Below are 23,036 nucleotides of genomic sequence, written 5' to 3'. Positions count from 1 at the left end.
ATGGCCAGAACCATCAATAAAAAAACATTAGTAACACTGAGGGCAGCTTTTGCCGCTTTCGGTGTTTACTTCTGCATGTACGGCTTTAGAAAACCTTTTACTGTAGCTTCATTTGAAGGGCTTGCCTATTTCGGGGTAGATTATAAGATTCTGATTATTATTGCCCAGGCCGTAGGGTATTTCATCTCGAAATTCATCGGAATCAAATTTATTTCCGAACTAAAACCTAAGAAAAGAATTACCTACCTGTTCACCTTCATTGCTATTGCTGAACTTGCCCTATTCGGATTTGCAGTTGTTCCTGCTCCTTACAATATTCTATTTATGTTTATCAACGGTATTCCACTGGGAATGATCTGGGGAATCGTTTTCTCCTATATTGAAGGACGCAAAACGACAGAAATTATAGGGTTATTTTTATGTTCAAGTTTTGTGGTATCTTCAGGATTTACAAAATCTGTAGGAAAATTTCTGATGGATACTTTCTCCATTTCAGAATTCTGGATGCCCTTTTCTGCCGGACTTATTTTTATCATCCCTTTACTGCTTTTCGGACTGCTTTTAAATAAAATTCCGAAGCCTACAGAAGAAGATATTTTGCTTAAAAACAAAAGACAGCCATTGAATGGAAGAGAAAGAAGAGCACTCATCCAGCAGTTTTTTATTCCAATTGTGTGTATTATATTTCTGTATATCTGTTTAACGGTTTTAAGAGATTTCAGAGATAATTTCAACCGTGAAATCTGGGATGGCCTTCATTTTAGTTTTGGCAGCTCTATTTTCACTTTAACAGAGATCCCTATTGCAGTAATGGTGCTGCTGATCTTAAGCTTTATGGTAAAAGTAAAGAATAATAAAAAGGCATTTTCCTACTATCATTATATTCTTTTTGCGGGAATTATTACGGTAGGACTTTCTACCTATCTGTTTCAGCAGGGTTCACTATCTCCTTTTTTATGGATGACCATTTCAGGTTTTGGAATGTACATCTGTTATATTCCTTTCAACGGAATTTATTTTGACCGGATGATCGCCGCATTTGAAATCAAAGGAAATGTAGGTTTTCTGATCTACATTGTAGACTCATTTGGGTACCTTGGAAGTGTATTGATTCTGCTGTACAAAAACTTCGGATCAGCTCAGACTTCGTGGCTTAATTTCTATATCAATTTAAATTATATTATAACAATCGCTGTTTTAATTCTCTCGGTGATTGCTTTTCTGGCTTTCAGAAATAAATCGAAGCCAAAATCAAACTCAAATTCTAATCAATTCATCAATTTCGATACGTCGAAAATTTTATAAATAATAATACAATGACAACAAAATTTGATTTACTCGTTGTAGGAGGTGGAATTTTAGGAACATTCCACGCTTATCATGCGCTGAAGAAAAATCTTAAGGTCGCCTTACTGGAAAGAAATTCTGTTCCTCAGGGAGCTACGGTAAGAAATTTCGGGCAGGTGGTACCCTCCGGAATGGATCTTAAATGGCAGAATTTCGGAAGAGAAAGTCTGGCAATATATAACGAACTTCACGATCACGCAGATCTTACCATCAGGCAAAACGGATCTGTATATATCGCTTCAAATGATGAAGAGCTTCAGTTGATTGAAGAGCTTTATGAGATCAACAGAAACAATGATTATGAATCTGTTTTACTATCAAAAAACGACTGCATCAAGAAGTTTGACGGTCTTCGTTCGGATTACTGCAAAGGAGGTCTGTTTTTCCCACAGGAACTTTCTGTAGATTCTGCAGATATGATTGTAAAGCTTCATAAGCTGCTTCAGGAAAAAATGGGATTACAGATTTTCTACAATACAACAGTACTGGAAACCCATGAGGATGATCAGAAATGCACGGCAGTAACCGCAGACGGAACGGAGTTTAATGCATCTAAAATCATGATCTGCGGTGGACACGAATTCAAAACTTTATATCCTAAAGTATTCAATGACAGCGACCTGGAAGTAAGCAAACTTCAGATGCTTCAGACCAAACCGCAGGGAATCTATTCACTTCAGGGAAATATTCTTACAGGGCTTTCTGTAAGACGATATGAATCATTCAGCGAATGCCCTTCTTTCCAGAAAATCAAGGTATTAGAAGACCCGAACTCATTTGAAAAGAAATATGGAGTTCATATTTTATTCAAGCAAGCTCTGGACGGTTCTGTCATCATAGGCGATTCTCATGAATATGCTGATGCTAAAAATGCTGATGATCTTGGATATGATCTCAATATGGAGATTGATGAGTTTATGATTCATGAGGCTAAAAAAATTATTGATCTACCCACGTATGAAATCCAGAGAAGATGGTTCGGAATCTACTCCCAGTGCAAAACAAAAGATATTTTTGAGCACAGCCCATCTGCCAACATTCATATTGTAACGGGTATCGGTGGAAAAGGAATGACGGGAAGCGGAGGCTTCTCCAAATTTAATATTGAAAAAATTTACGCATAAAATTGAAATGAAAAATATAGAATTACTGGTTCTGGATATGGCCGGAACAACAATTGATGAGGATAATGTAGTATACAAAACGCTTACGAATGCTGTGAACGATTATGGCTATGTGGTAAGTCTGGAAAAAGTATTATCCAGCTGTGCCGGAATGGAAAAACTGGAAGCCATTACAAGTCTCTTAAAGGAAATCAATGGCAATCAGGAGGATGCCCCTGCTATTTTTGAGAATTTTTCTGACCAGCTAAAGGAGTCCTATAAAAAACTTGAAGTAAAACCGATTAACGGAACTGAGGATTTCCTTCTAATTATGAAATCTCAAAACAAAAAAATCGTTTTGAATACAGGGTATACTTCGGAGATTGCTCATCAGCTTTTGAACAAGCTTAACTGGAAAGAAAGTATCCATTTTGATGCTTTGATTACCGCAGATGATGTTTCAGAAAGCCGTCCCAGCCCTGAAATGATTCTTCTTGCGATGAAGAAATTCAATATTACTGAAGCCAATAAGGTTTTAAAGGCAGGAGATTCTGTGATTGATATCGAAGAAGGTAAAAATGCAGGCTGCGGACTAACGGTTGCTGTGCTTTCGGGGGCTCAAAGCAGAGAAGAGCTGCAAAAAGCGTCGCCTGATTATATTCTGAATACCATTTCGGAGGCTGAGGGTATTCTTTAGCCTCCTCTTTTTCAACCTATTTTTTTAATACTTCTTGGCACAAATGTTTTCATGGATACTTCTATTGAAAATGTTTGTGTTTTTTTAATCACCCCCGTCAAAAATTCTTTGAATTTTCGCCACCCCTCCAAAAGATGGGAATATCGTATGTTCGATTGAATATTTGTCAAAGCCGGCGATTTTAGAATATTTTTGTGAACTTTATATTCATAAAGCCGGTCATCTAAAATAAATAAAGCCATTTTTCTTTTGTGCCTTTTGGGGTTAGCATTCAAGCTTTTCTCGTAAGCTTTTTAATTATTAATAAATTAATTTTCAGTTCACATGTGTTTACAAATAGTAAACTAATTTTACAATATTTAAAAATAAATTACTATTTGTAAACTTTTAAGATTTAAAAACCCTTTTTTCCCATGAAAACAAAACTATTCTCAATGGCTGTTGTAATGAGCTGTTTCCTTGGAGCTCAGACCAAAAAAGTTCTTTTTATTGGTATTGACGGATGCCGTGCAGATGTAATGATGTCTACCCCTACTCCTAACATCCAAAACCTCATCAGTCAGTCGATCTATTCTATTGACGGGCTTTGCGCTTCCACTACCTGGAGCGGCAACGGATGGAGCACGATGCTTACAGGCGTATGGCATACCAAACACAATGTTCAGGACAATAATTTTACCAATCCGAACTATGTCAATTATCCTGACTTTTTAACAAGAGCAGAAACCTTCAACCCCAGTCTGAAAACGATTTCTCTTGCTCACTGGGCACCCATCAATGATAAAATTGTACAGAATGCAGATGTAAAGACGAATCTGGCAACAGATCTTGCCGTGAAAAATGCAGCAGTAACAGCTTTGCAGAATGACAATCCTGATATTCTATTCGTAGATTTTGATGATGTAGACCATGCAGGACATTCTTATGGTTTTGCTTCAAGTGTTCCACAATACGTATCTTCTATTCAGACAACCGATACTTATATAGGAGAAATTGTGGCTGCTATGAAAAACAGACCTTCCTATAATAATGAAGACTGGCTGGTAGTACTGACTACAGATCACGGAGCCATTGAAAGTTCTCACGGGGGAGGAAATCTTTCAGAAAGAAATATTTTTACGGTGTATTCCAATCCGGGATTTACGCCACAGCAGATCAGCAAAACCGTTCTGGAATCTAACAAAACGTTTAATCAGTTGAATTTCCCGGCGGGAACTTATGCAAAACCGGCTAACCAGACTCCTTTTAATTTTGGAACGAATCAGGATTTTACGATCGAATTTTGGGTAAAACCTAATGCAGCCTATTCCAGTGATCCGGTGATGATCGGCAATAAAAACTGGGCAAACGGAAAAAATAAAGGGATTATTTTCTCAGGATATTCCGGGCAGACTTTCAAGATGAATATTGGTGATGGTACCAACAGAATTGATCTTGTTGGCGGAAAAGTGGAAACCAATAAGTGGAAACATATTGCTGCCAGCTTTGACAGAGATGGTCTTGTAACCCTTTACGAAGATGGTGTTCCTGTGACTTTTGCTAAAATGAATACCATTGGAAATATTGATTCCGGGCTTCCTTTCACCTTAAATCAGGATGGAACCAATACCTACGGGATCAATCTTGCCGCGTCTTATAAAGATGTAAGAGTATGGAAATCTGCTCTTCCCAATGATGTCATTGTGAACTGGGCTAGCCAGGATATTACCCCTTCACATCCTTATTATTCTCAGTTATTGGGCAATTGGAAATGTAATGAAACCTCAGGAAATACGTTGACAGATTCAAGTCCAAATGGTAATAACATGACGGTGACAGGTTCTCCAATATATAATGCCAATACAGTCAACAATTTTAAAATTTACGATTATACTTCAACAACAAGAGAAACCGACCACTTCCCTACGGTATTGAACTGGCTTTGTATTCCGGTACCATCTTCATGGAGAATTGACGGAATCAACAGAATTCCTGCTTGTATCAACGAGGTTCTGACAACAAAAGAAACGAAGGCAACAACTGATGAGTTTAAGGTATACCCCAATCCTGTTTCAACATTCATCGGAATCCAGTATAAGTCTGATGATAAAGAAATTAAAGCAGAAATCATTGATAGTAAAGGTGCTCTTGTTTCTACAACCCGTTTACAGTCTTCGAGAGGATATTACGATGAGAAAATTAATATTGGAAATATTCCGGCAGGCGTATATTTCATTAAAATCAACGGAAGCAAAAAGTCACTGACCAAGACTTTTATCAAGAAATAAAACAGTAAAGCAATTAGATTTAAATTTTGATATTAGAACAAGGATATTCTTATCCGAGTTCTAATATTTTTTTTTGTTATCTATTCAGAATCAGTTCCATTTGCACATCTACACGGTCATAGCCGGCATCTACAATAGGCACATGTACAAAACCTAGTTTTTCATAAAGCTTTATGGCCGGAACCAGTACTGAGTTGGTTTCCAGGACTACTTTTTCAGCATTCAGTTTCTTCGCCAGATCGATCAATGTCATTCCCAGTAAATATCCTATTTTTTTACCCTGAGCTTTAGGGCTTACTGCCATCTTGGACAGCTCAAAAGTAAGAGGTTCATCTTTCGCCTTCAATAGTGCACAGGTTCCTACTGCTTCTCCGTTCAGCAAAGCAAAAGAAATATATCCTCCTTTATCTAAAATTTCCTCTTCAGGATGATCCAACAGCTTATAATCACTGGCTTCCATCACAAAGAACGTTTTGATCCATTCTTCATTCAAAACTTTGAAAGCTTCTTTATATTCAGGTTGATACCTTATTATGGTCACTTCATTATTCATATCATTCATCTCTTTAAATGGTATTAAATTCTATTTTTAATCATTTTTCCCAATTTTTCCAGATCACTTTCTACACGGTCGGTCCATTCCAGGGCGTAATTCAACCGCATACAGTTCTGATACTGATTATATTGTGAAAACATTCTTCCAGGGGCAAAATTTACCTTCTGACTGACAGCTTTATCATAAAGATCTTCTGTACAGATTCTCTTATCCAGTTCCAGCCAAAGCATAAAACCTCCTTTGGGTTCTGAAATTTTGGTATTATCCGGAAAATACTGAGTCACCGACTTCTGAATCTGCAGATAATTAGCATACAGCTTTTTCCTGAACATCATCAAATGATGATCATAGCGCCCATGCGCAAGGAAATCTGCAATCACATCTGAAAACAAAGAAGGTCCGCTTACCGTCTGAACCAGTTTCTGGCGGATAATTTTCTCTTTAAACTTTCCGGGAGCCACCCATCCGACTCTAAAACCCGGTGCTAATGTTTTGGAAACAGAGCCTACCCACATTACAATTCCTGCTTCATCATAAAATTTACACGGTTTTGGTCTTCCTGCCCCGAAATAAATATTTCCGTAGACATCATCTTCAACCAAAGGAACATTGTGCTCAGTAAGCATTTTTACCAGCTCTTTTTTGTTGTCATCAGGCATCTGAAATCCCAGTGGATTATTATAGTTCACCACAAAACAACACGCAGAAAGCTTTGGAAGCACCTTTTTCAAGGCATCCAAATCTACTCCTGTAATTGGATGAGTAGGAATTTCCACCGCTTTCAATCCTAATAACTGGATCGCCTGAAGAATTCCGAAATACACGGGACTTTCTACTGCTACTGAGTCTCCGGGCTGCGTGACTGCCATTAAACAGTTATAAACAGCATTCATCGCACCGGAAGTAATGACCAGATCATCTTCTGTAATTTTCCCTTCCATGACCATCGACCATTTGGCAATTTCCCGGCGCAGCACTTCGCTTCCCTGTACGGGTTCGTAATTGGTTCCGCTGTCACTTTTCCTTTTCATCACGTCAATCATACATTTCTTCATCTTGGCAACCGGAAGAAGGCTTTTTCCGGGAATACCTAAGGCAAACTGCGTAACATCTGTTCCTCCGATGCTTCCAAATACCTTATCTATTAAATCCTGCGGTGTGTTCTTACTTTCCGAAACCTTCATCTGGGTAACGGAAGGCAGTGCCAGCTTTCGCTGGGAAGTCTGGCTTACATAATATCCATATTTAGGGCGTGATTCTACCAGGGAACGGCTTTCCAGTTCCATATAAGCCTGCTTTATCGTATTCAGGCTTACGTTATACAATTTCTGGGCACTTCTCAGCGAAGGCAGTCTGTCTCCAAACTGCAGGGTTTCGCTTTTGATCTGCTCTGTGACAGAGTTGGCTATTTTAAGGTATAGAACGTCTTTCGGCATGAATACGGTTTTAAGTAAATGTACAATTTTATACGGGCTTTATTCAAGATTCAGCCAGCTGATCATTTGATTGATACTGCTTTTCAATTGTTCCGGATCTCTGAAATTGGGAGTATTATTCTTTTTACAATATCTTTCAGCACAGGAAAAAAAGTTCTCCATTTCTGCTTCTGTCATTCTGTGTTTATCATAAATTTTAAAAGAGATTTCCCCCTTTTCATTCATGATAAGACTGGCAAAAGCAACTACTTCATTTCCATTTTTAGCCAAAAGAAAAGGAAGTCCGAAATTCTGATCTGCTTTCTTCAAATTCTGTGTCCCCAGAAAAATATTTTTCAGCGCCCACATATCTGATATATAAGCTTCAGCATATTGGAATTGTTTCTGATGTTGAACGATGGTTTCCATATTTTCTTCTTTAGCTAAACAAAATTATGGAGTATTTAATTTTGGATACAGATACAGAAGTATATAATATTATGGATACAGATTGTATAGGTTGATATGCGGGAGAAATAAGAATAAAAAAACAGGTTACCTCTGTTCCAGGCAACCTGTTTGATACTATTTAAAGTTTCATGGTTATTATTCTGTTTTTTTTAAGACTTCTTTGATCCCTTCCAGCCCATCTCCAAACTGGGCCAGCAGTGCCACAACCTGTGACATCCTGTCATTTTCTCCTAAGCCTTTTAAGGTTTTATTTTTTACAAAAGTCTTTTTGATTTCCTCCCAACGCCCCATTTCTTCTTCTGAAATAACACCAATCAGCTCTTTCAATTTCAGCATATTAGATTCTGCTCCTGTCGTCAGAGTCTGAGATTCGTTCTGATAATGATTCAATACAATCTGAATGACTTCATTCGTTTTCAGAATTGGCTGGATCTGTGCAATAAGCTTATTCATATTACGATAAGATCCCTGCAGTTTGAATGGAGGTTCATTTCTATAATCATCTGACATAGCGGCCGATGCAATATATTCTTTATTGATTTTTAAAACCATATTCCTTACCATGATGGTATTGTGCAATACTGCTCTAAAATCAGCGATTTCATTTGAACTGAAGTTTCCTTTCAGGTTATCCGCCGGATTATTGGTCATCACACAGTCATACAATTCATAAAGATTCTCTATTCCCGGGTGGGTCAATCGGGTCAGATATTCATTAGACATCAGGGCATTTTCAATAAGGCTCAGATCAAAAAGAGTTGTTTTTGATCCTGATATTTCTCCCAGGTTGTACGTATCTGAACGGTTGGCAAGCATATCCGGGATTTTAAATTTCTCTCCATTCTCGGTATATGGATTTCCTGCCATTACCAGACAGAATCGCTTGGATCGAAGGTCGTATGTTTTACTTTCCCCATTATAGATCCCTTCAATTTTTCTCTGCCCATCAGCAAGGGAGATGAATTTCTGTAAAAACTCAGGGTTACAGTGCTGGATATCATCAAGGTATAACATGACATTATCACCCATTTCCAGCGCAAGGTTCAGCTTTTCAAGCTCCTGTCTTGCTCCTGCATTTTTGGCTTCTGCAGGATCTGTGGATACAATATCATATCCCAAAGACGGTCCATTTATTTTCATAAATACCAACCCCATGCGCTCCGCCATATATTCCATCAGGGTTGTTTTTCCATATCCCGGTGGAGATACAAGAAGAAGCATTCCCATTCTGTCTGTTCTTTTGTCTGAACCTGCTGTTCCTAATTGCTTGGCCAGATTCGCTCCAATCAAAGGAAAATAGACATCATTGATCAGTTTGTTTCTCACGAATGAGCTTAATACCTGAGTCTTAAAAGTATCTATTTTGAGTGCTTTTTTCTTTTCGCTTACCCAGTTGTATTTTAATTCCTGTAATTTTTTATACTTTGGAACCGTAACTGTATTAAAATGGTTCAGGCGGGATACAAACTCAAAATAGTTAAGATGATATTCTGTATCCTTTTCAAGAGATCTCAGTTCTTTTATGGCTACTTCAAAAGAGATATTTTTGATATTTTTGGGATCAAACTTTTGAGTAATAATAAATGCCGCAGCCTCCTTTATGATATTTTGATCCGCTTCGGAATCAAAGGCCTGTAATGCGCTTTCAGCAATATAATAACATGCTGAAGGATACTGATGCATAGCCTGTAACTGCGCAATAAACTCAAGATCTCTGCCTTTTTCTTTCAGCTCCTTCAAGAATAATTCATATAAAGCACCTGCTTTTTCTGAGATCAGGAAGTTGTTTTTGTCTTCTTGTTTCAGATATTCGGCAGCGTTGATATAATCTGTATCTGCAAAAATGTTATGAGATGATGCAAAAGCAATCATTTCCTGTGACAATTCTCTGCTTAAGTACTCAAATCCCTGTTTTACAGTAAATGATTGGGCAATAATGGATGCCGCTTCAAACTGTTTAGCATAATATTCTTTTCTTTCATTTTCCAGAAAAAACCAGAAAAGCTGTGCCAATGCCCTCTCCTGTGCCGTGAACCTCATCAGTCCCAGCTCATTGTGTATCTGCTGAAGCTTCATCACAATGCTTTGCGCATCTTTATCATGAATTCCTTTTACCAAACCTTCTCCGAAATGTACAGCAGTAAATTGTTGTACAGCCTGTTCGTTTTCCTGCTCCAAAGCCACTTCTTTATGGGCAGAAAATACATTCCAGGCAAGATATTCAAATCTTTTTACCTTATTATTTTCAGAAACAAATTCCTGATTCCAAACGTCTTTGAATTCCTCTGTTGTAAAGCTCAGGGGTTCATAAAAGCTTGTTCCGGTAAGGTGGTAGTAATATTGAGCATTTCTCAAAACCAGGGTAAGATCCAGTTTCTGCTGATTAACCGCAAATTTATAGTCTCCTAATGTGATGATGCTTTCACCATCTGTATAGATCTCTTTTTTATCTTTAAGCTTTCTTACAGCTTCCTGCTGAGAAGTTTTCAAAAGGGTCTGAATCTCTTCCGATTTTGCCGAATCTTCCAATTCTGCGAGCTGTCTTGAAAGATCTCTTACCTTTTCAACCATCAGATCTGCAGCAAAATAACCATTGATCTCATTTTCAGAGTCTAAAGATTCTGCTTTGGTCTGTACTGATTTCAGAATTCTCTGTGCAGCATCGAACAGGTTCTGAGTCCTTTTATTTCTTGATTCGGTAAGCTGTACTCTTTTGTTCTGGAAATGTCCGTAGACTTCTTCTCTTTTGTTTTCTATCTGCCGGATAAATTCTTCAAAGTCGATAAATTTCGTCTCCATCTCTTCCAGCTGAATAGAAAGTTTGGTAAGATGATCATCACATTTCTCAGGTGTTTGGGAAAGCTCGAGAAAATTGATCACAGACTGGTCAAATAAGGTAATCTGAGCCTGGAAATCTGAAGCCAGTTCTTTTCCTGAAATCTCTCTTTTTCTTTTGCTGAGTTCCAGCCTTTCCTGATTCAGTCTTGCAAAGATCAGCGATATGTTTTCTATGATCTGAGTAGATTGAGAGGTGTCTTCTATTTTAAGATTATTGACAATATCTACCAGTAATTCAAGCTGGCTGGAAAGTAGATTGATATTTTCTTCAATTGTTTTTGCATCAATTGCTTTCTGCAGTGCAATGATATCTTCTGAGATCTTTTGAGCTTTTTCTTCATAAGGCAGCAATGCGCCTTCCTGCAAAAGAAAATCCACACAGGCATTTGAAAGTTCCGTATAACGGTCTGCAAGGGATTTATCCAGTGAATCCAGCAAAGCGGTATCCGCATATTTAAGTTCTCCTGCTCCTGCAACATCTCCTCTTAACGCTCTGATCTGCGAAAGAGCATCAATGTATTCTGTCAGCTGTGAATAGTGAAGCCTTTTAGTATCGTCCAGGATTTTTTCACAGGCGTGTTTTATTTTTTCTAAAGCTTCTTCTGTGTTCTTCTTCTGCTCTACTACTTTTTCGTATTCATTGATTGCGGAATGGGCAATCCCTCTGATCTCTTTCAATGGGACGTCCAGTTTCTGAACTTCATCTTCATTCAGGAAATAATACGTATCCAGAATAAAAGTGGAAAGTTTCACAATATCATCATAAAGACCGCTGTATGAATCTTTTTTATTGAGAAGCGTGATCAGCTCCTGGCTTTCTGCCATTACCCGGACTATATCTTTATTTCCGATTTTGTATAATAAGCTGTCTGCTTTTTCAATATTGGGAGCCAGTTCTTTGGAAAATGGGGTCTGCCAGATCTGAGCCAGATGGTGCTTGGTTGTTTCAATACTTTCTCTGAGATAGATCAGCTTTCCGTCATTAAGAAAGGTAAACCCACTGCATCTAATGGGTGTTTCTATAGTCTGGGTGATGATATTATAGGAAATCAGCTGATAATTGTTGGTTTTATCATCATAGAAAACATATAAAAAATTCTCACCGTTGGGCTCTATAACGGTTTTCAGATAGTAAAGCCTGTTCTCGTCCTGAGAAATAACTTTTAATCCTCCGGTCTGAAGGGCATATCCGTTGGAAAATAATACCCCTTGATTTTCCGGAAGCAAAAGTCCTGAATATCTCAGAGCATCTGCTCTGGAAACCTTTTTTTCTTTGTGGTTATAAATGAAGTAACGTTCTGTTTCCTGATAAGGCTTTATTTTAAACAAAACAAGATTATCCAGATCGCAGAAATGGATCTCCGCATCATCCAGGTTCTGGTCTTTATGGAGTACATCCTCGGAATAAATGCCTTTTCCCGTATCTGTATTGTCTTCTACTTTGATGGTAATATCACCACCTATACTTTCTACGAAAACTTTATCTGCTAATGAAATATGCGGATATTTTCCCGACCGCTGCATATCTCTTGTTGCCTTTGTCCATACAAAACCGTGCTGAAGAGGATAGGATGTTTCTGAAGCACTCCTGGAGTTGATGTAAATAAGCTTATTTTCTTTGATAAGCCATTTAAAAGCTTTGATATCCGTCGTACTTTCTGACAGTTGAAAAACCATATACAGATAATTTTCTGTAAAGGCGAATCTGGCAAAGAATGTATTTCTATAATATTTGTAAAGGTTTTTGAACTCGTCAATAAACACCTCATCATTGATTAAGGTATAGTCCTGAGGTTCAAAACGATTGTTATTAATTTTATAGATTGAAAAAACATCCGAAATGTTGATTTCTGTCTGAAGCCCAAGGTGTGCATTGGAACCAAATATCAACTGATCGCCCAAAGAATAGATATCTTTTGCAATACAGGTGTGATCTGTCGAAATTCTCTCGTTGGCAATAAGAGAAAAATCTACGCCTCCAAATATATTTTTACGGTTCTCGTTGAGCTTCTGAAGCCGATGAATCAGGTTATTTTTCTGCTCATTCAGACGGTTTTGAATGATTTCGTAAGTTCCGGAATTAAGTTGTTCTGACATCGTTTGTATTTAGGTTGTCATGACTGCTGATGGACAGCAGATCCTTGTAAAAACTTATGATACTGTGGAAATTTCATCTTATTGAAACCTTATAGGTTTTGAAAACCTATAAGGTTTAAGTATTCCTAAAGTATTGTTGAATTAGACATGGTTATTATTCACCGGTTTGTTTTCCACACCCAGGTGTTTAGCCATATCAAGAGCTCTTTCCAGAATTCCTTTTTCCTGTTGGCTGGCAACTCCGTTCAGCTTAAAGATCAGAGAAGCGATGCTCATGTTTTTGATATCTTCTGAAGAAATCTTGTATTTATCTACCATTCCCATCACTTTTGCAATGATGTTTTCTCCATCACCCAGAAGACTTTCTTTTACAATCTGTGCATTTTCGCTGTGGCTGATAAACTTGTCCAGTCCTTTTCCTGCTGAAACCTGACGGATCACGTTATCAAAGAAGGTATTGTCTCCTCCTACAATATCAATTTTTGCAGATTTGAAGGCCTCCGCAAGTACCATAGACTGAGCTTCTGCAATATCTTTCTGGATCGCAATTTGTGCCAATTCCACATCTTTTTCTTTTGCCAGCTGAAGACGGAATTCTTCGTGGTCTTTTCCGGCATCGTTCAGTTTCTTCATCGCTTCTGCTTTTTCAGTGATTCCTGCTGCTTCTGCCAATGCTTTTTCTTTGATCACTTCTGCCTGTGCAATTCCTTCTTTTTTATTAGCATCTGCTTTTTTCTCAATAACAATTGCTTCCACAATCCCTTGTCTTTCTGCAGCATCAGCTTTAGCATGCAGTACCTGAGCTTCTGACAACCCTACTGTCGCTTCTTCTTTTGCTTTGGCATCTGCGATGATTTTACGAGCTTCCGCTTCTTTTTCTGCAGCATCTCTTTTTGCCTGCGCTTCGATGACGTATTTCTGTGCATCTTTTTCTGCTGCCAATCTACGGGATTCTGCAGCTCTGGTTTCTTCAATCAGCTTTTTCTCGGCTTCCTGAGTGGCAATGGTAATTTCTACCTGCTTATTTCTTTCTGCCGTTTTGAAAGCTTCAAGATCTTTGATTCCCTGCTGCTCTTCAACTACCGTTTTTTCCATTGTCAAACGCTCACGGATGGCATCCTGAATGCTTTTCTTCTCCAGTTCTATCGCTTTCTCTTTTTCAATCTGAGCAAGAGAAACAACCCTCTCTCTTTCGGTCGCTTCAAGCGCTTTGTCTTTTAATACTCTTTCTGTTTCTACAAGGTCTGCGCGTTCTTTATTTTTAGCAGCAATAACTACCTGGCGAAGTTTATTTTCTTCTGCAATCTGCAGTTTTTCTTCAGTTGCAATGCGTACGGTTTCATATCTCAGACGTTCTTCTTCTCCTACTTTTAAGATTTCCGCATTTTCACGGGATTTGATATTGGCTACTTCTCTTTTTTGAGATTCTTCTTTTTCTGCCAATTGTTTTTCCAGTTCCAAAATCGCTTCACGGGCTTCTACATTCTGCTTGGTAATGGTTTTTTCCTCATCACGGCGAACCTGATTGGCTTTGATATTCTGGGTTGCTGTAAGTTCTGTTATTTTCTTTATCCCTTCAGAATCAAGGATATTATCTTTATCCAGCTTATCAATAGAAGTCTGTTCAAGGTAGTCTATAGCACAGTCGTCCAGTACATATCCGTTAAGATCTGTTCCTATGATATCAAGAATTTCCTGACGGAATTCGCTTCTGGCTTCGTATAATTCGGTAAAATCAAATTTCTTTCCTACGGTTTTAAGGGCTTCTGAAAATTTTGCTTCAAAAAGCTCTCTCAGGGTCTGGGCATCTGAAGCACGCTGACAACCAATTGTTTGACCAACATTCACAATATCATCTACAGATTTGTTGACCCGGATAAAGAAAGCCACCTGAATGTCTGCTCTCATATTGTCCTTACAGATCAGTCCCGCTCTTCCTTCTCTTGATATCTCCAGTTTTTTTACTGAAATATCAATAGATTCCATACGGTGAATGATGGGGATGACAATACCGGCATTAAAGAAGACTTTTGTACCTCCATAGCCAGTTCTTAAAATAACGATTCCCTGAACGGTTTTTTTATACATCGATAAAATCCAGAAAATCAATCCGACTGTTGCTACGACAGCAACAATAATTCCAGCAATTAAAGGTAAGTTCATAGTTTTATAAGTTTATAGTTTATATATAGATGTGTTTTTTGTTTTAGATATACTGGAAAAGGATTTCCAGAATATAGTTCAGCATGATCAAAAAAATAGTTAACATGGTTATTAGTCTTTATATTTTAATATCTCATTGATCGCTGTACATAGTAGAGCCTTTTTTCCGGTTCCTCATCTACAATCATGACGCGGGTACCATGCTCCAGCCTGCTTCCGTCTTTACTTCTCACCATCAGCGTCATGGGGTCGCTTCCGATAAAGACTTCCATCATTCCAATTTTATCATCCTGAATGCTTGATTTTAGTCGTCCCTCTCTTCCTAAAAAGGCATATGATAGTTCGCCTTTATGATTGATTTCTTTAAAAAAGGGATTCAGGGGCTTTAGAATTATTTTGGTCAGCAGCATTCCTCCAATCATCAATGGAAAAAGGATCAGTATCCCGGCCCATGTAGGAAGTGGAATAAAATAATTCAGATAAAATGACCCCAGCCAGGTGATCAGCAGTGACAGGGTAAGAAAATACGTCACCGGAACGATATCCAGATTAAGAAATTTCAGGAAATGCATCCATGCCGAAGGATCATGATCCGGAGCGTGAAGATGCCCATGCGGAACGTCTATATCTGCATCAGCATCCAGATCGGAATGAATTCCTACATCGATATCCAGCCCTGTAAGAATGGTGAAGAGCCAATAGACCACTGAAAGTCCAAGAAGGACGGTCAGCACCGTATTCACCGGAGAAAATGCTACATTTAAAAATTCCTGAAAGGTCATATATTAGCCTTTTTTAAGTGTTTCTTTTAATCTGTTTAAAGCTTCTTCTGCTTTTGTATCGTGATTGTTTACAATGGCATCTATTTCTTCATCAATGCTTTTTCCTGATTTTGAAAGATCTGAATAGGCTTCTGCCAGAGCTTCCTGCTGTACAACACGATCCTTTAGTTTTTCCAGCATGCTTACCGTACTTCCGGTATCCATCTGAGTCATTTTCTGATTGATATCTTTTGTAGCTTCACTTACCTGAACTCTTGCTTTCAGGGTTTTCAATTCATTTTCCCACTTGGCAATGCTCGATTTCAGATGATTGATATTTCCCTGCATCTTTTCGCATTCGTTATACAATTTCTCATGTTCTTTCTGAAGCGTATTTGCGTTTTCCTGTGAAGAAGTCTGCTTTTTTAAAGCTTCTTTGGCAAGACGGTCTGCTTCTGCAGTTTCCACTTCTCCTTTTTCTGCTTTCTGAACGATTACGATGGCTTTATTGTAATAATCTTTAGCGATCTGTTCTTCTGTTTCTGCTTCATTTTTTTTTCGTATGGCAAGGGCTTTCAACTGGGCAAGGGCTTCAATGCTTTTTCCAAGCTGTTCTTTCATTTCACGGATACCCTCTTCCGTTAAATTGATGGGGTCTTCAAAGCTCTCGATCACAGAATGAATCTCTGCTTTTCCTATTGTTAACAATCTTTTAAAAATGTTCATTTTAAATATCTTTTGTGAATTACTTACTCATTTCAAGCATTTCGGTTGTAAATTCTCCTACAAGGATTCCCAGTGAATTGATAGAGGCCATTACTTCGTTCTGAGCCATATTATCGGTAGGAAGTGTATCTCTGAAAATGACCCGTCTTCCGGTTCCGTCCAGTACAAATGCTCCGTGAACGATATCTCTGTTCTTCTGAAGCAGTCTCAGGAATATTTTCTCGGATGGGTTTTTGATTTCAAAAAGAAACTGTTCCATAATCAGAATAGAGTCTGATATTATAAGGATCATGTTTTTTATCCCGTTGGATTCTTTTTCAATGATTAAGATTCTCTGAGCTTCATCCTCCAGCGTGATGTTAAACTCATAATCTAACAACCACTCTTTGACCGTACTGAATATTTGATTTCTCATGATGGCTGGTTTAGTGTTTTATTTTCGTCTACACAAATATAAAATAAAATTCTCAAAATGCAAATATTATTAGCAATTATTTATTTCAGATTCTCTATCTTTGCAAAAAAGATTAGACAAAGATGAGCTTCTTCGGAACTAATATTAAGAAAATAAGACAAGTGAAAGGACTTAGCCAAAAGGCCTTTGCAGACATGTTTGATCTAAACAGAGGAGTCATAAGCTCTTATGAGGAAGGGCGTGCCGAACCCAAGATCGAAACGATATTAAAGGTAGCCCATCATTTTAACCTTAATCTTGATAAATTACTGACGGAGCCTTTACAGGTAAATCAGCTGGTAAGTGTGTCTGACATAGATCAGCTTATGCTTTTCCCGGAATTGGCTATTCAGAACAGCAAAGAAGTACAGGCAAAAACAGACAATAATCCCAACGCTCCAATATTGCAAAAAATATTAGCATCTGTTGACCTGGTCTACGAGTTTACCCCTGAAAAACAATTGCTTCCTGAATACCATTATGGAGATATTTTATTTTTAAATAAGACAGATCTTAAAAACAATCCTCTATCCAATCTATTAGTATATAAAGACGGCAGCCTGCAATATGGATCTGAAATAAAAATAAAAAACACTGATAATCAGCAATATTACAAGATTGTAGGATACATTTCTACTGCTGATAAAAATATTTTCACGGGTATTTTTGAAAGGCTGGAAAATCTTGAAAATAAGTTCAAAAATTAAATCATCAATTCAATAGTGTTTGGATGGTAAAATAACTGAGATGGCTTCTACCATTAAATTAATCACCAATTATTGAATAATTAAATATTGCGATTGTGTCAAAACCCATATTTAATGTATGTTTTGCACACTTTTATTTTGATTTTCAGAACTAAAACTAAACTGTTGTGTAGTCGAAATTAAGACGTTTAAACCTATTTTTGTTTCAAAATAGAAGCAATGGAAACAAAATATTCTCGAAACAGGTTATACGTACAGGAAGAAGAGCAAGCCGCAATAAAAAACTTCTCTATTTTACTGGCAGGAAGTGGTATAGGCAGCAATATTGCCGAATGTGCCTTACGCTTTGGTTTTGAAAATATCACCATTGTGGATGGCGACACCATCGAACAGTCCAATCTGAACCGGCAAAACTATACCCATCAGGATATTTCTTCCTATAAAGCAGAAACATTGTACCATCGTCTGAAAAGCATTAATCCTGATGCCAACATTCAATACCGGAGCGAATTTATCACCCAGGATAATGTTCATGAAATTATAGGCAACCATGATATTGCGATCAATGCACTGGATTTTTCAAGCAATATCCCTGTGGTCTTCGACAGAATATGTCAGGAAAAGGACATGCATGTATTGCATCCCTATAATCTTGGCTGGGGAGGTTTGGTGGCTGTTCTGGAGCCTAATGGTCTTCCTTTGGACATTCTTTCTGATGATAATTTTAATGAACTCAAAATGGTAGAATACATTGCGGGTTATCTTCGCTTTTGGAGAACTCCCAATGAGTGGCTTGAAAATATTATTGACGATTATAAGAACGAAAAAGAAAATCTTCCTCCTCCTCAATTAGCCATCGCTTCATGGATTGTCGCCGGAATGTGTACTCACGTAATGTTCAAAATAGCCACAGGAAAGCCTTATAAAACCTTTCCTCAGTTTTATATGAACGCTATTTCCGAATAAGTAACAGGAATTTAAATCAGCTTATAATTGGTTGCATAGGATAATGCTTCTGTGATATTACTTACGCCCATTTTATCAAATAATTTTCTTCGGTGAAACTTCACCGTATCTCCTGTTACATAGATCTTATCGGCAATTTCATTGATGGTAAGTCCCTGGGCATACAACCTCAGTATCTCAGCTTCTCTTTCTGAGAGCTTTACTTTCTCTTCTTTGATCCATCTGTTATCTTTCAGATCATAATTCCAGATCTCATCTGTTCCCTGTTTTACAATAGAAATATTTCCGGATGCATGATTATGGGATAGTGATACTATACACATCGCCTTCCACATTTTGCCTTCTGAAGATAAGAAAAGCGGGGTGAGCTTGTGATTGATAAGAATGGTATTTTTACTTTCATTGACTAAATGAAAATCATAGGAAATTGTATATAATTTTCGCTCATTCACGGGCAGATTCTCATAGAATTCAAACCCTACTTCATTGATTTTAAACAACAGATCCAGGTCTTCTTTTTTCACATGCCGAAAATAGAAAGCATACCCCATTGTTTCTACCTCTTTGGGAGTATGATCACAAAGAAATAAAGGATTATCTGAGACATACTCAAAATTTTGTTTCTGATAATCGATGACATACAAACTCATATAAGTGATCCTGGCAAAGGCTTTAATCACCTCAAGGTAATCAGATGTCTGATGATTCTCTGACTCTGAGATCGCATCAATGCTGTTTTTTTTCGAAAAGAATTTACCAATCTCTTCCATAGTTAAGTTTTTAAGGTACAGTTTTTAGGTTACTACACTTTAGTGTAGACTTTAAGGAATCTACACTAAAGTGTAGCATATCCCACTATTCAGTGTAATAATTTTACTATAAAGATAAAAAAAATATGGAACATCTTAACTTTTATTCTTTAAGTAATAAAAACTTATACGAATTAGCAGAATTTGTTGTTACCGAAAACTTTAATCATCATGAAAGTTATTCTGATACGGATCAGTTTAAGGCTGAAGTAGAGGATATATACCATGAGGAAAAGAATTTTAAAAAGTCTAAAGTTTTTGTCTCCAGAGATCACGAAGGTAAGATTAATGGTTCTATAAGAGTTTTTAAATGGAATCATAAGGATGTCCTTCCGTTGGAAAAACTTTTCCAGATCAATCCATCTTCTTTTATCAAAAATAAAACAACCAATATTTGGCACATTGGAAGATTTGCTATCAAAAAAGGAATTGATAAAACAGGTTTTGGAATTTTCAAAACGTTAATGGCATATGCGCTTAATGAAGTTTGCCAGAATGAAAATTCTGTTGCCATTGCTGAATGTGATGCCAAGCTTCTGAAAGTTCTTAAGCTTATGGGAATAGAAGCAGTTATACTGGCTGAACCTATTCATTATCTGGGATCTGAAACGATTCCCGTAATGCTTACCTATAATGGGCTGAAAAACTTCTTTGATAAGAACTGTCATTTGATGTCAACACAGCAGGTGAGCGCCCTACACCAAAGTGTAGTATTGAAACAAACCGCCTAAAACTACACTTCCGTGTAGCAACATTCAAAACGCAACATTCTACATTTGAAACATAAAATAAAAGACATGACAAAGAAATACTTAATACCGTTATTATCCTTTTTAGGAATGGGCATTCATCTTAATGCTCAGAGTATTTCCGGTAAAGTATCTGATGAAAAGGCAAAAAATATTTCTTATGTAGAAGTGATCCTGTTGGCAGGAAATGATAAATTCTCAACAATCACTGATGAAAACGGGGTCTTCTCTATTAAACTTCCGAAAGCTGACTCTTATAAAATGGAATTTTTCCTGAACGGAAGCAAAGTTTATGAAGGAAATGAAAATATAGAAGGTGAAATTACAAGAAGCTATACGATAAAAGACAGTCAGCAAGAAAGCCAGGAAATTCAGGCGATCAGTCTGACAAAAAAGAAAAAACTGATTGAAAGAAAAATAGACCGTCTGGTTTTCAATGTAGAAAATTCGGTTGCGGCAACAGGAGGAACGGCATTGGATGCTTTGAAAACGACTCCTCTGGTTCGCATTCAGGATGAAAAGGTTTCTATCGTTGGAAAGGGTGAAGTTCTGGTCATGATTGATGATCGTATTCAGAGAATGTCCCCGGATGATTTGTCAAGCTTACTAAAATCTATTCCTTCAGACAATATCCAGTCTATTGAAGTGATCACTACCCCACCGGCTAAGTATGATGCAGAAGGCGACAGTGGGCTGATCAATATCAAATTGAAAAAAGGAATGTCCAATTCCTGGAATGCCAATATCGGAGGCAACTATACCCAGAAAACCTATGCAGGAGGCGGCCTTCAGGGAGCATTTAATTACAACCGCAACAGGCTGTCATTACAAATAACTGCCAATACCAATTCCCAAAGGCTTCGTACCACATCTGACAGTAAGATTTACTACCCGGATGAACTATGGATCCTGAATGTCAAAAATAAATCTGAAGAGAACAATCTCGGACTGGGGTTTGGCATTGATTACAAAATATCTGATAAATGGACAACGGGTGCAAAATATCTGGGCAGTTTTACCAGAAATACCTCATCAAACAGTCCTTTCACCTCAAGGTTTAATCCTTCAGGAGCTGTGAACTCCTACATTACATCTGATGTGGATGCCAACAATAAGCCCAATATGAATTCTATTAACTGGTACAACACCTTTAAAGTAGATTCTGCAGGGACAAAAATCACCACTGATTTTGACTATTTCCACTACAGAAAAAGTGATTACAACTTTTATGCAGGAAATGAGCTGGATCCTCAAAGAAATATTCTTCCTGGAAAGTTTTTCTCAGCCACGAATACCAACGTGAACCGTATTGAAAACTATTCTGGAAAAGTGGATGTGGAAATGCCGTTGAAGTGGGCTTCTTTAACCTTCGGGGGAAAGTACACGTATACGAATACCAATAATGACCTTGTCGTTTTGGATCATAAAACCGGAGCACCTGTTTTAAACACAGATCAGTCTAATATTTTTAATTATAAAGAGCATAATGAAGCGTTGTACGTTTCTGCAAGCAAAAAACTGGGTGAAAAATGGGAAACTCAGGCTGGTTTGAGGATGGAGGCTACACAAACGACCGGATATTCACACAATCTTAATCAAACCAACAAAAATGATTATGTCAAATTGTTCCCGACAGCGTATGTGACCTATAATCCTAATGATAAAAATTCTTTCTCGCTGAATTATAGCAGAAGAATCCGCAGACCGAATTTCGATTATCTGAATCCGTTTGTGGTACGCACCAGTCCTTATTATTATTCGGAAGGGAACCCGTTCCTGAAGCCGTCAATAATAGACAATATTGAGTTTTCATATGTAAGAAATCAAAAATGGGTATCCTCAGTATATTATTCTCAGGTATCAGACTTCAGCCAGGATCTTGCCATTCTGGATCAGAATACCAATATCACAAGAAGCACGCCTCTGAATTATGCCAACACCTATCAGATCGGGGTTTCAACGTATTACAATTTTAATAAATGGTCGTGGTGGAACAGCTTTACAGGGTTTAATGTCAATTATCAAAAAGTAAAGTCCAAAACAGATTTCATCAGCTCGATAGACGGGTATAATGCCTATTTCTATTCGAATAATGACTTCACTCTGAATAAGTCTAAAACAATATTCGTCAGTGCCAATTATGGGCTGCAGCTTCCGGGACGCTATCAGATCTTTCATATCTCAACAATGAATATTCTGGATGTTTCTATGAAATTCCTGCTACTGGACAAGAAACTGACACTTACCGTTACCGGTATGGATCTTTTGAACGGCCAGCGTCCTGTGATCACTTATGAATCGAATGGTGTAAAAACAGACTTCAGCAGTTATGGTGACACAAGAGGGGTAAGAGTCTCTTTAAGCTACAGATTCGGAAATAAGAATCTAAAATCTGAACAACAGAGAAACTTCGGAAACGAGGACGAAAGAAACAGAATTAATTAATCAAATATATACTTGCAAGTAGGGTCCAATAAAGGTTTTATGACTTGAAAAGATAACCAGAACTAACCATACTAAAATTTTAAAATCATGCACAAAATTAAATTAACAAAAGGATTACAAATCAACAAAGAGCAAATCAGCAAATTACAGGAAGAGCAAATGAACAGCCTTAAAGGAGGGGTTAACAGCCTTCAGGCAGCAGCACAATCTTGCGGACAGTGTTCTTGCGGTGGAAACACAATCGTAAAAACGAGAGCAGCTCAATAATAAGCTTCCCCAATCACATTTAGAATAAACAATAACAATTTAAAAATCAAACATCATGCACAAAATTAAATTAACAAAAGGATTACAAATCAACAAAGAACAAATCAGCAAATTACAAGAAGAGCAAATGAACAGCCTTAAAGGAGGGGTTAACAGCCTTCAGGCAGCAGCACAATCTTGCGGACAGTGTTCTTGCGG

General features: G+C 37.6%; 19 protein-coding genes. 10 read left to right on the top strand and 9 right to left on the bottom strand.

What is annotated here, in order from left to right:
* The 4 genes from AC07UM_RS13055 to AC07UM_RS13040 all read left to right on the top strand — a co-directional run bounded on the left by AC07UM_RS13055 (position 1) and on the right by AC07UM_RS13040 (position 5,414).
* A complete protein-coding gene (locus AC07UM_RS13055; RefSeq protein ID WP_494683121.1) occupies positions 1 to 1,305 on the top strand; it encodes a DUF5690 family protein in 1,305 nt (434 codons plus the stop codon).
* A gap of 11 nt (positions 1,306 to 1,316) precedes the next feature.
* The gene (locus AC07UM_RS13050) at positions 1,317 to 2,471 is read left to right on the top strand and encodes a TIGR03364 family FAD-dependent oxidoreductase (protein ID WP_494683122.1); all 1,155 of its coding nucleotides are present in this window, start codon (positions 1,317 to 1,319) and stop codon (positions 2,469 to 2,471) included.
* 7 nt (positions 2,472 to 2,478) lie between these two features.
* Entirely contained in the window at positions 2,479 to 3,147 is a 669-nt protein-coding gene (locus tag AC07UM_RS13045; RefSeq protein ID WP_494683123.1) for an HAD-IA family hydrolase, read from the top strand.
* A gap of 413 nt (positions 3,148 to 3,560) precedes the next feature.
* The gene (locus tag AC07UM_RS13040; protein ID WP_494683124.1) at positions 3,561 to 5,414 is read left to right on the top strand and encodes an alkaline phosphatase family protein; all 1,854 of its coding nucleotides are present in this window, start codon (positions 3,561 to 3,563) and stop codon (positions 5,412 to 5,414) included.
* Between the two features lie 76 nt (positions 5,415 to 5,490).
* Here the strand turns inward: AC07UM_RS13040 and AC07UM_RS13035 are convergent, their stop codons facing one another.
* From AC07UM_RS13035 to AC07UM_RS13000, 8 genes are all read right to left on the bottom strand, one after another.
* Positions 5,491 to 5,976 carry a GNAT family N-acetyltransferase gene (locus tag AC07UM_RS13035; protein WP_494683125.1) on the bottom strand — a complete coding sequence of 162 codons (486 nt, stop codon included), beginning with the start codon at positions 5,974 to 5,976 and terminating at the stop codon, positions 5,491 to 5,493.
* Positions 5,977 to 5,990: 14 nt separating this feature from the next.
* Entirely contained in the window at positions 5,991 to 7,406 is a 1,416-nt protein-coding gene (locus AC07UM_RS13030) for an aminotransferase-like domain-containing protein (RefSeq protein WP_494683126.1), read from the bottom strand.
* Positions 7,407 to 7,445: 39 nt separating this feature from the next.
* Positions 7,446 to 7,814 (bottom strand): hypothetical protein, encoded by a 369-nt coding sequence (locus AC07UM_RS13025; protein ID WP_494683127.1) that lies wholly within the window; start codon positions 7,812 to 7,814, stop codon positions 7,446 to 7,448.
* 177 nt (positions 7,815 to 7,991) lie between these two features.
* On the bottom strand, positions 7,992 to 12,791 hold the full coding sequence (locus AC07UM_RS13020) for a DNA repair ATPase (protein WP_494683128.1): 4,800 nt from the start codon (positions 12,789 to 12,791) through the stop codon (positions 7,992 to 7,994).
* 141 nt (positions 12,792 to 12,932) lie between these two features.
* Positions 12,933 to 14,954, bottom strand: a complete 2,022-nt coding sequence (locus AC07UM_RS13015; protein WP_494683129.1) for a flotillin family protein — start codon at positions 14,952 to 14,954, stop codon at positions 12,933 to 12,935.
* Between the two features lie 125 nt (positions 14,955 to 15,079).
* Complete coding sequence (locus AC07UM_RS13010; protein WP_494683130.1) at positions 15,080 to 15,736, bottom strand: hypothetical protein; 657 nt, start codon at positions 15,734 to 15,736, stop codon at positions 15,080 to 15,082.
* Between the two features lie 3 nt (positions 15,737 to 15,739).
* Complete coding sequence (locus tag AC07UM_RS13005; RefSeq protein ID WP_494683131.1) at positions 15,740 to 16,441, bottom strand: PspA/IM30 family protein; 702 nt, start codon at positions 16,439 to 16,441, stop codon at positions 15,740 to 15,742.
* A gap of 19 nt (positions 16,442 to 16,460) precedes the next feature.
* Positions 16,461 to 16,856, bottom strand: coding sequence for a type III secretion system chaperone family protein (locus tag AC07UM_RS13000; protein WP_103234624.1), 396 nt, complete (start codon positions 16,854 to 16,856; stop codon positions 16,461 to 16,463).
* Positions 16,857 to 16,978: 122 nt separating this feature from the next.
* Between AC07UM_RS13000 and AC07UM_RS12995 the strand changes: the two genes are divergently transcribed.
* Both AC07UM_RS12995 and AC07UM_RS12990 read left to right on the top strand, forming a co-directional pair.
* Positions 16,979 to 17,602: a helix-turn-helix domain-containing protein gene (locus AC07UM_RS12995; protein ID WP_494683132.1), complete on the top strand. Its 624-nt coding sequence runs from the start codon at positions 16,979 to 16,981 to the stop codon at positions 17,600 to 17,602.
* Positions 17,603 to 17,821: 219 nt separating this feature from the next.
* On the top strand, positions 17,822 to 18,568 hold the full coding sequence (locus AC07UM_RS12990; RefSeq protein ID WP_152291196.1) for a ThiF family adenylyltransferase: 747 nt from the start codon (positions 17,822 to 17,824) through the stop codon (positions 18,566 to 18,568).
* Positions 18,569 to 18,579: 11 nt separating this feature from the next.
* Here AC07UM_RS12990 and AC07UM_RS12985 read toward each other — a convergent pair whose 3' ends face one another.
* Positions 18,580 to 19,338: a response regulator transcription factor gene (locus AC07UM_RS12985; protein WP_103234627.1), complete on the bottom strand. Its 759-nt coding sequence runs from the start codon at positions 19,336 to 19,338 to the stop codon at positions 18,580 to 18,582.
* Positions 19,339 to 19,463: 125 nt separating this feature from the next.
* Between AC07UM_RS12985 and AC07UM_RS12980 the strand changes: the two genes are divergently transcribed.
* From AC07UM_RS12980 to AC07UM_RS12965, 4 genes are all read left to right on the top strand, one after another.
* The gene (locus AC07UM_RS12980) at positions 19,464 to 20,108 is read left to right on the top strand and encodes a hypothetical protein (RefSeq protein WP_494683133.1); all 645 of its coding nucleotides are present in this window, start codon (positions 19,464 to 19,466) and stop codon (positions 20,106 to 20,108) included.
* Between the two features lie 66 nt (positions 20,109 to 20,174).
* Positions 20,175 to 22,571 (top strand): TonB-dependent receptor, encoded by a 2,397-nt coding sequence (locus AC07UM_RS12975; RefSeq protein ID WP_494683134.1) that lies wholly within the window; start codon positions 20,175 to 20,177, stop codon positions 22,569 to 22,571.
* Between the two features lie 87 nt (positions 22,572 to 22,658).
* Positions 22,659 to 22,838 (top strand): class I lanthipeptide, encoded by a 180-nt coding sequence (locus tag AC07UM_RS12970; protein ID WP_076595230.1) that lies wholly within the window; start codon positions 22,659 to 22,661, stop codon positions 22,836 to 22,838.
* A 55-nt stretch (positions 22,839 to 22,893) separates the two neighbouring features.
* On the top strand, positions 22,894 to 23,036 hold a 143-nt coding region (locus AC07UM_RS12965), incomplete at its 3' end, for a class I lanthipeptide (RefSeq protein WP_494685235.1).

Source organism: Chryseobacterium sp. GW821-FHT04C04, from assembly GCF_059420365.1.
Note: the sequence above shows the minus strand (reverse complement) of the source record. Positions and strands in the feature narration are given on the sequence as shown.

What these genes read in the sequence shown, in the direction of transcription:
- AC07UM_RS12990 (WP_152291196.1), top strand. Translation starts at nt 17,822, where the DNA reads ATGGAAACAAAATATTCTCGAAACAGGTTATACGTACAGGAAGAAGAG.
- AC07UM_RS12970 (WP_076595230.1), top strand. Translation starts at nt 22,659, where the DNA reads ATGCACAAAATTAAATTAACAAAAGGATTACAAATCAACAAAGAGCAA.
- AC07UM_RS13020 (WP_494683128.1), bottom strand. Translation starts at nt 12,791, where the DNA reads ATGTCAGAACAACTTAATTCCGGAACTTACGAAATCATTCAAAACCGT.
- AC07UM_RS12975 (WP_494683134.1), top strand. Translation starts at nt 20,175, where the DNA reads ATGACAAAGAAATACTTAATACCGTTATTATCCTTTTTAGGAATGGGC.
- AC07UM_RS13000 (WP_103234624.1), bottom strand. Translation starts at nt 16,856, where the DNA reads ATGAGAAATCAAATATTCAGTACGGTCAAAGAGTGGTTGTTAGATTAT.
- AC07UM_RS13055 (WP_494683121.1), top strand. Translation starts at nt 1, where the DNA reads ATGGCCAGAACCATCAATAAAAAAACATTAGTAACACTGAGGGCAGCT.
- AC07UM_RS13015 (WP_494683129.1), bottom strand. Translation starts at nt 14,954, where the DNA reads ATGAACTTACCTTTAATTGCTGGAATTATTGTTGCTGTCGTAGCAACA.
- AC07UM_RS13025 (WP_494683127.1), bottom strand. Translation starts at nt 7,814, where the DNA reads ATGGAAACCATCGTTCAACATCAGAAACAATTCCAATATGCTGAAGCT.
- AC07UM_RS12985 (WP_103234627.1), bottom strand. Translation starts at nt 19,338, where the DNA reads ATGGAAGAGATTGGTAAATTCTTTTCGAAAAAAAACAGCATTGATGCG.
- AC07UM_RS13050 (WP_494683122.1), top strand. Translation starts at nt 1,317, where the DNA reads ATGACAACAAAATTTGATTTACTCGTTGTAGGAGGTGGAATTTTAGGA.
- AC07UM_RS12995 (WP_494683132.1), top strand. Translation starts at nt 16,979, where the DNA reads ATGAGCTTCTTCGGAACTAATATTAAGAAAATAAGACAAGTGAAAGGA.
- AC07UM_RS13035 (WP_494683125.1), bottom strand. Translation starts at nt 5,976, where the DNA reads ATGAATGATATGAATAATGAAGTGACCATAATAAGGTATCAACCTGAA.
- AC07UM_RS13040 (WP_494683124.1), top strand. Translation starts at nt 3,561, where the DNA reads ATGAAAACAAAACTATTCTCAATGGCTGTTGTAATGAGCTGTTTCCTT.
- AC07UM_RS13045 (WP_494683123.1), top strand. Translation starts at nt 2,479, where the DNA reads ATGAAAAATATAGAATTACTGGTTCTGGATATGGCCGGAACAACAATT.
- AC07UM_RS13005 (WP_494683131.1), bottom strand. Translation starts at nt 16,441, where the DNA reads ATGAACATTTTTAAAAGATTGTTAACAATAGGAAAAGCAGAGATTCAT.
- AC07UM_RS13030 (WP_494683126.1), bottom strand. Translation starts at nt 7,406, where the DNA reads ATGCCGAAAGACGTTCTATACCTTAAAATAGCCAACTCTGTCACAGAG.
- AC07UM_RS13010 (WP_494683130.1), bottom strand. Translation starts at nt 15,736, where the DNA reads ATGACCTTTCAGGAATTTTTAAATGTAGCATTTTCTCCGGTGAATACG.
- AC07UM_RS12980 (WP_494683133.1), top strand. Translation starts at nt 19,464, where the DNA reads ATGGAACATCTTAACTTTTATTCTTTAAGTAATAAAAACTTATACGAA.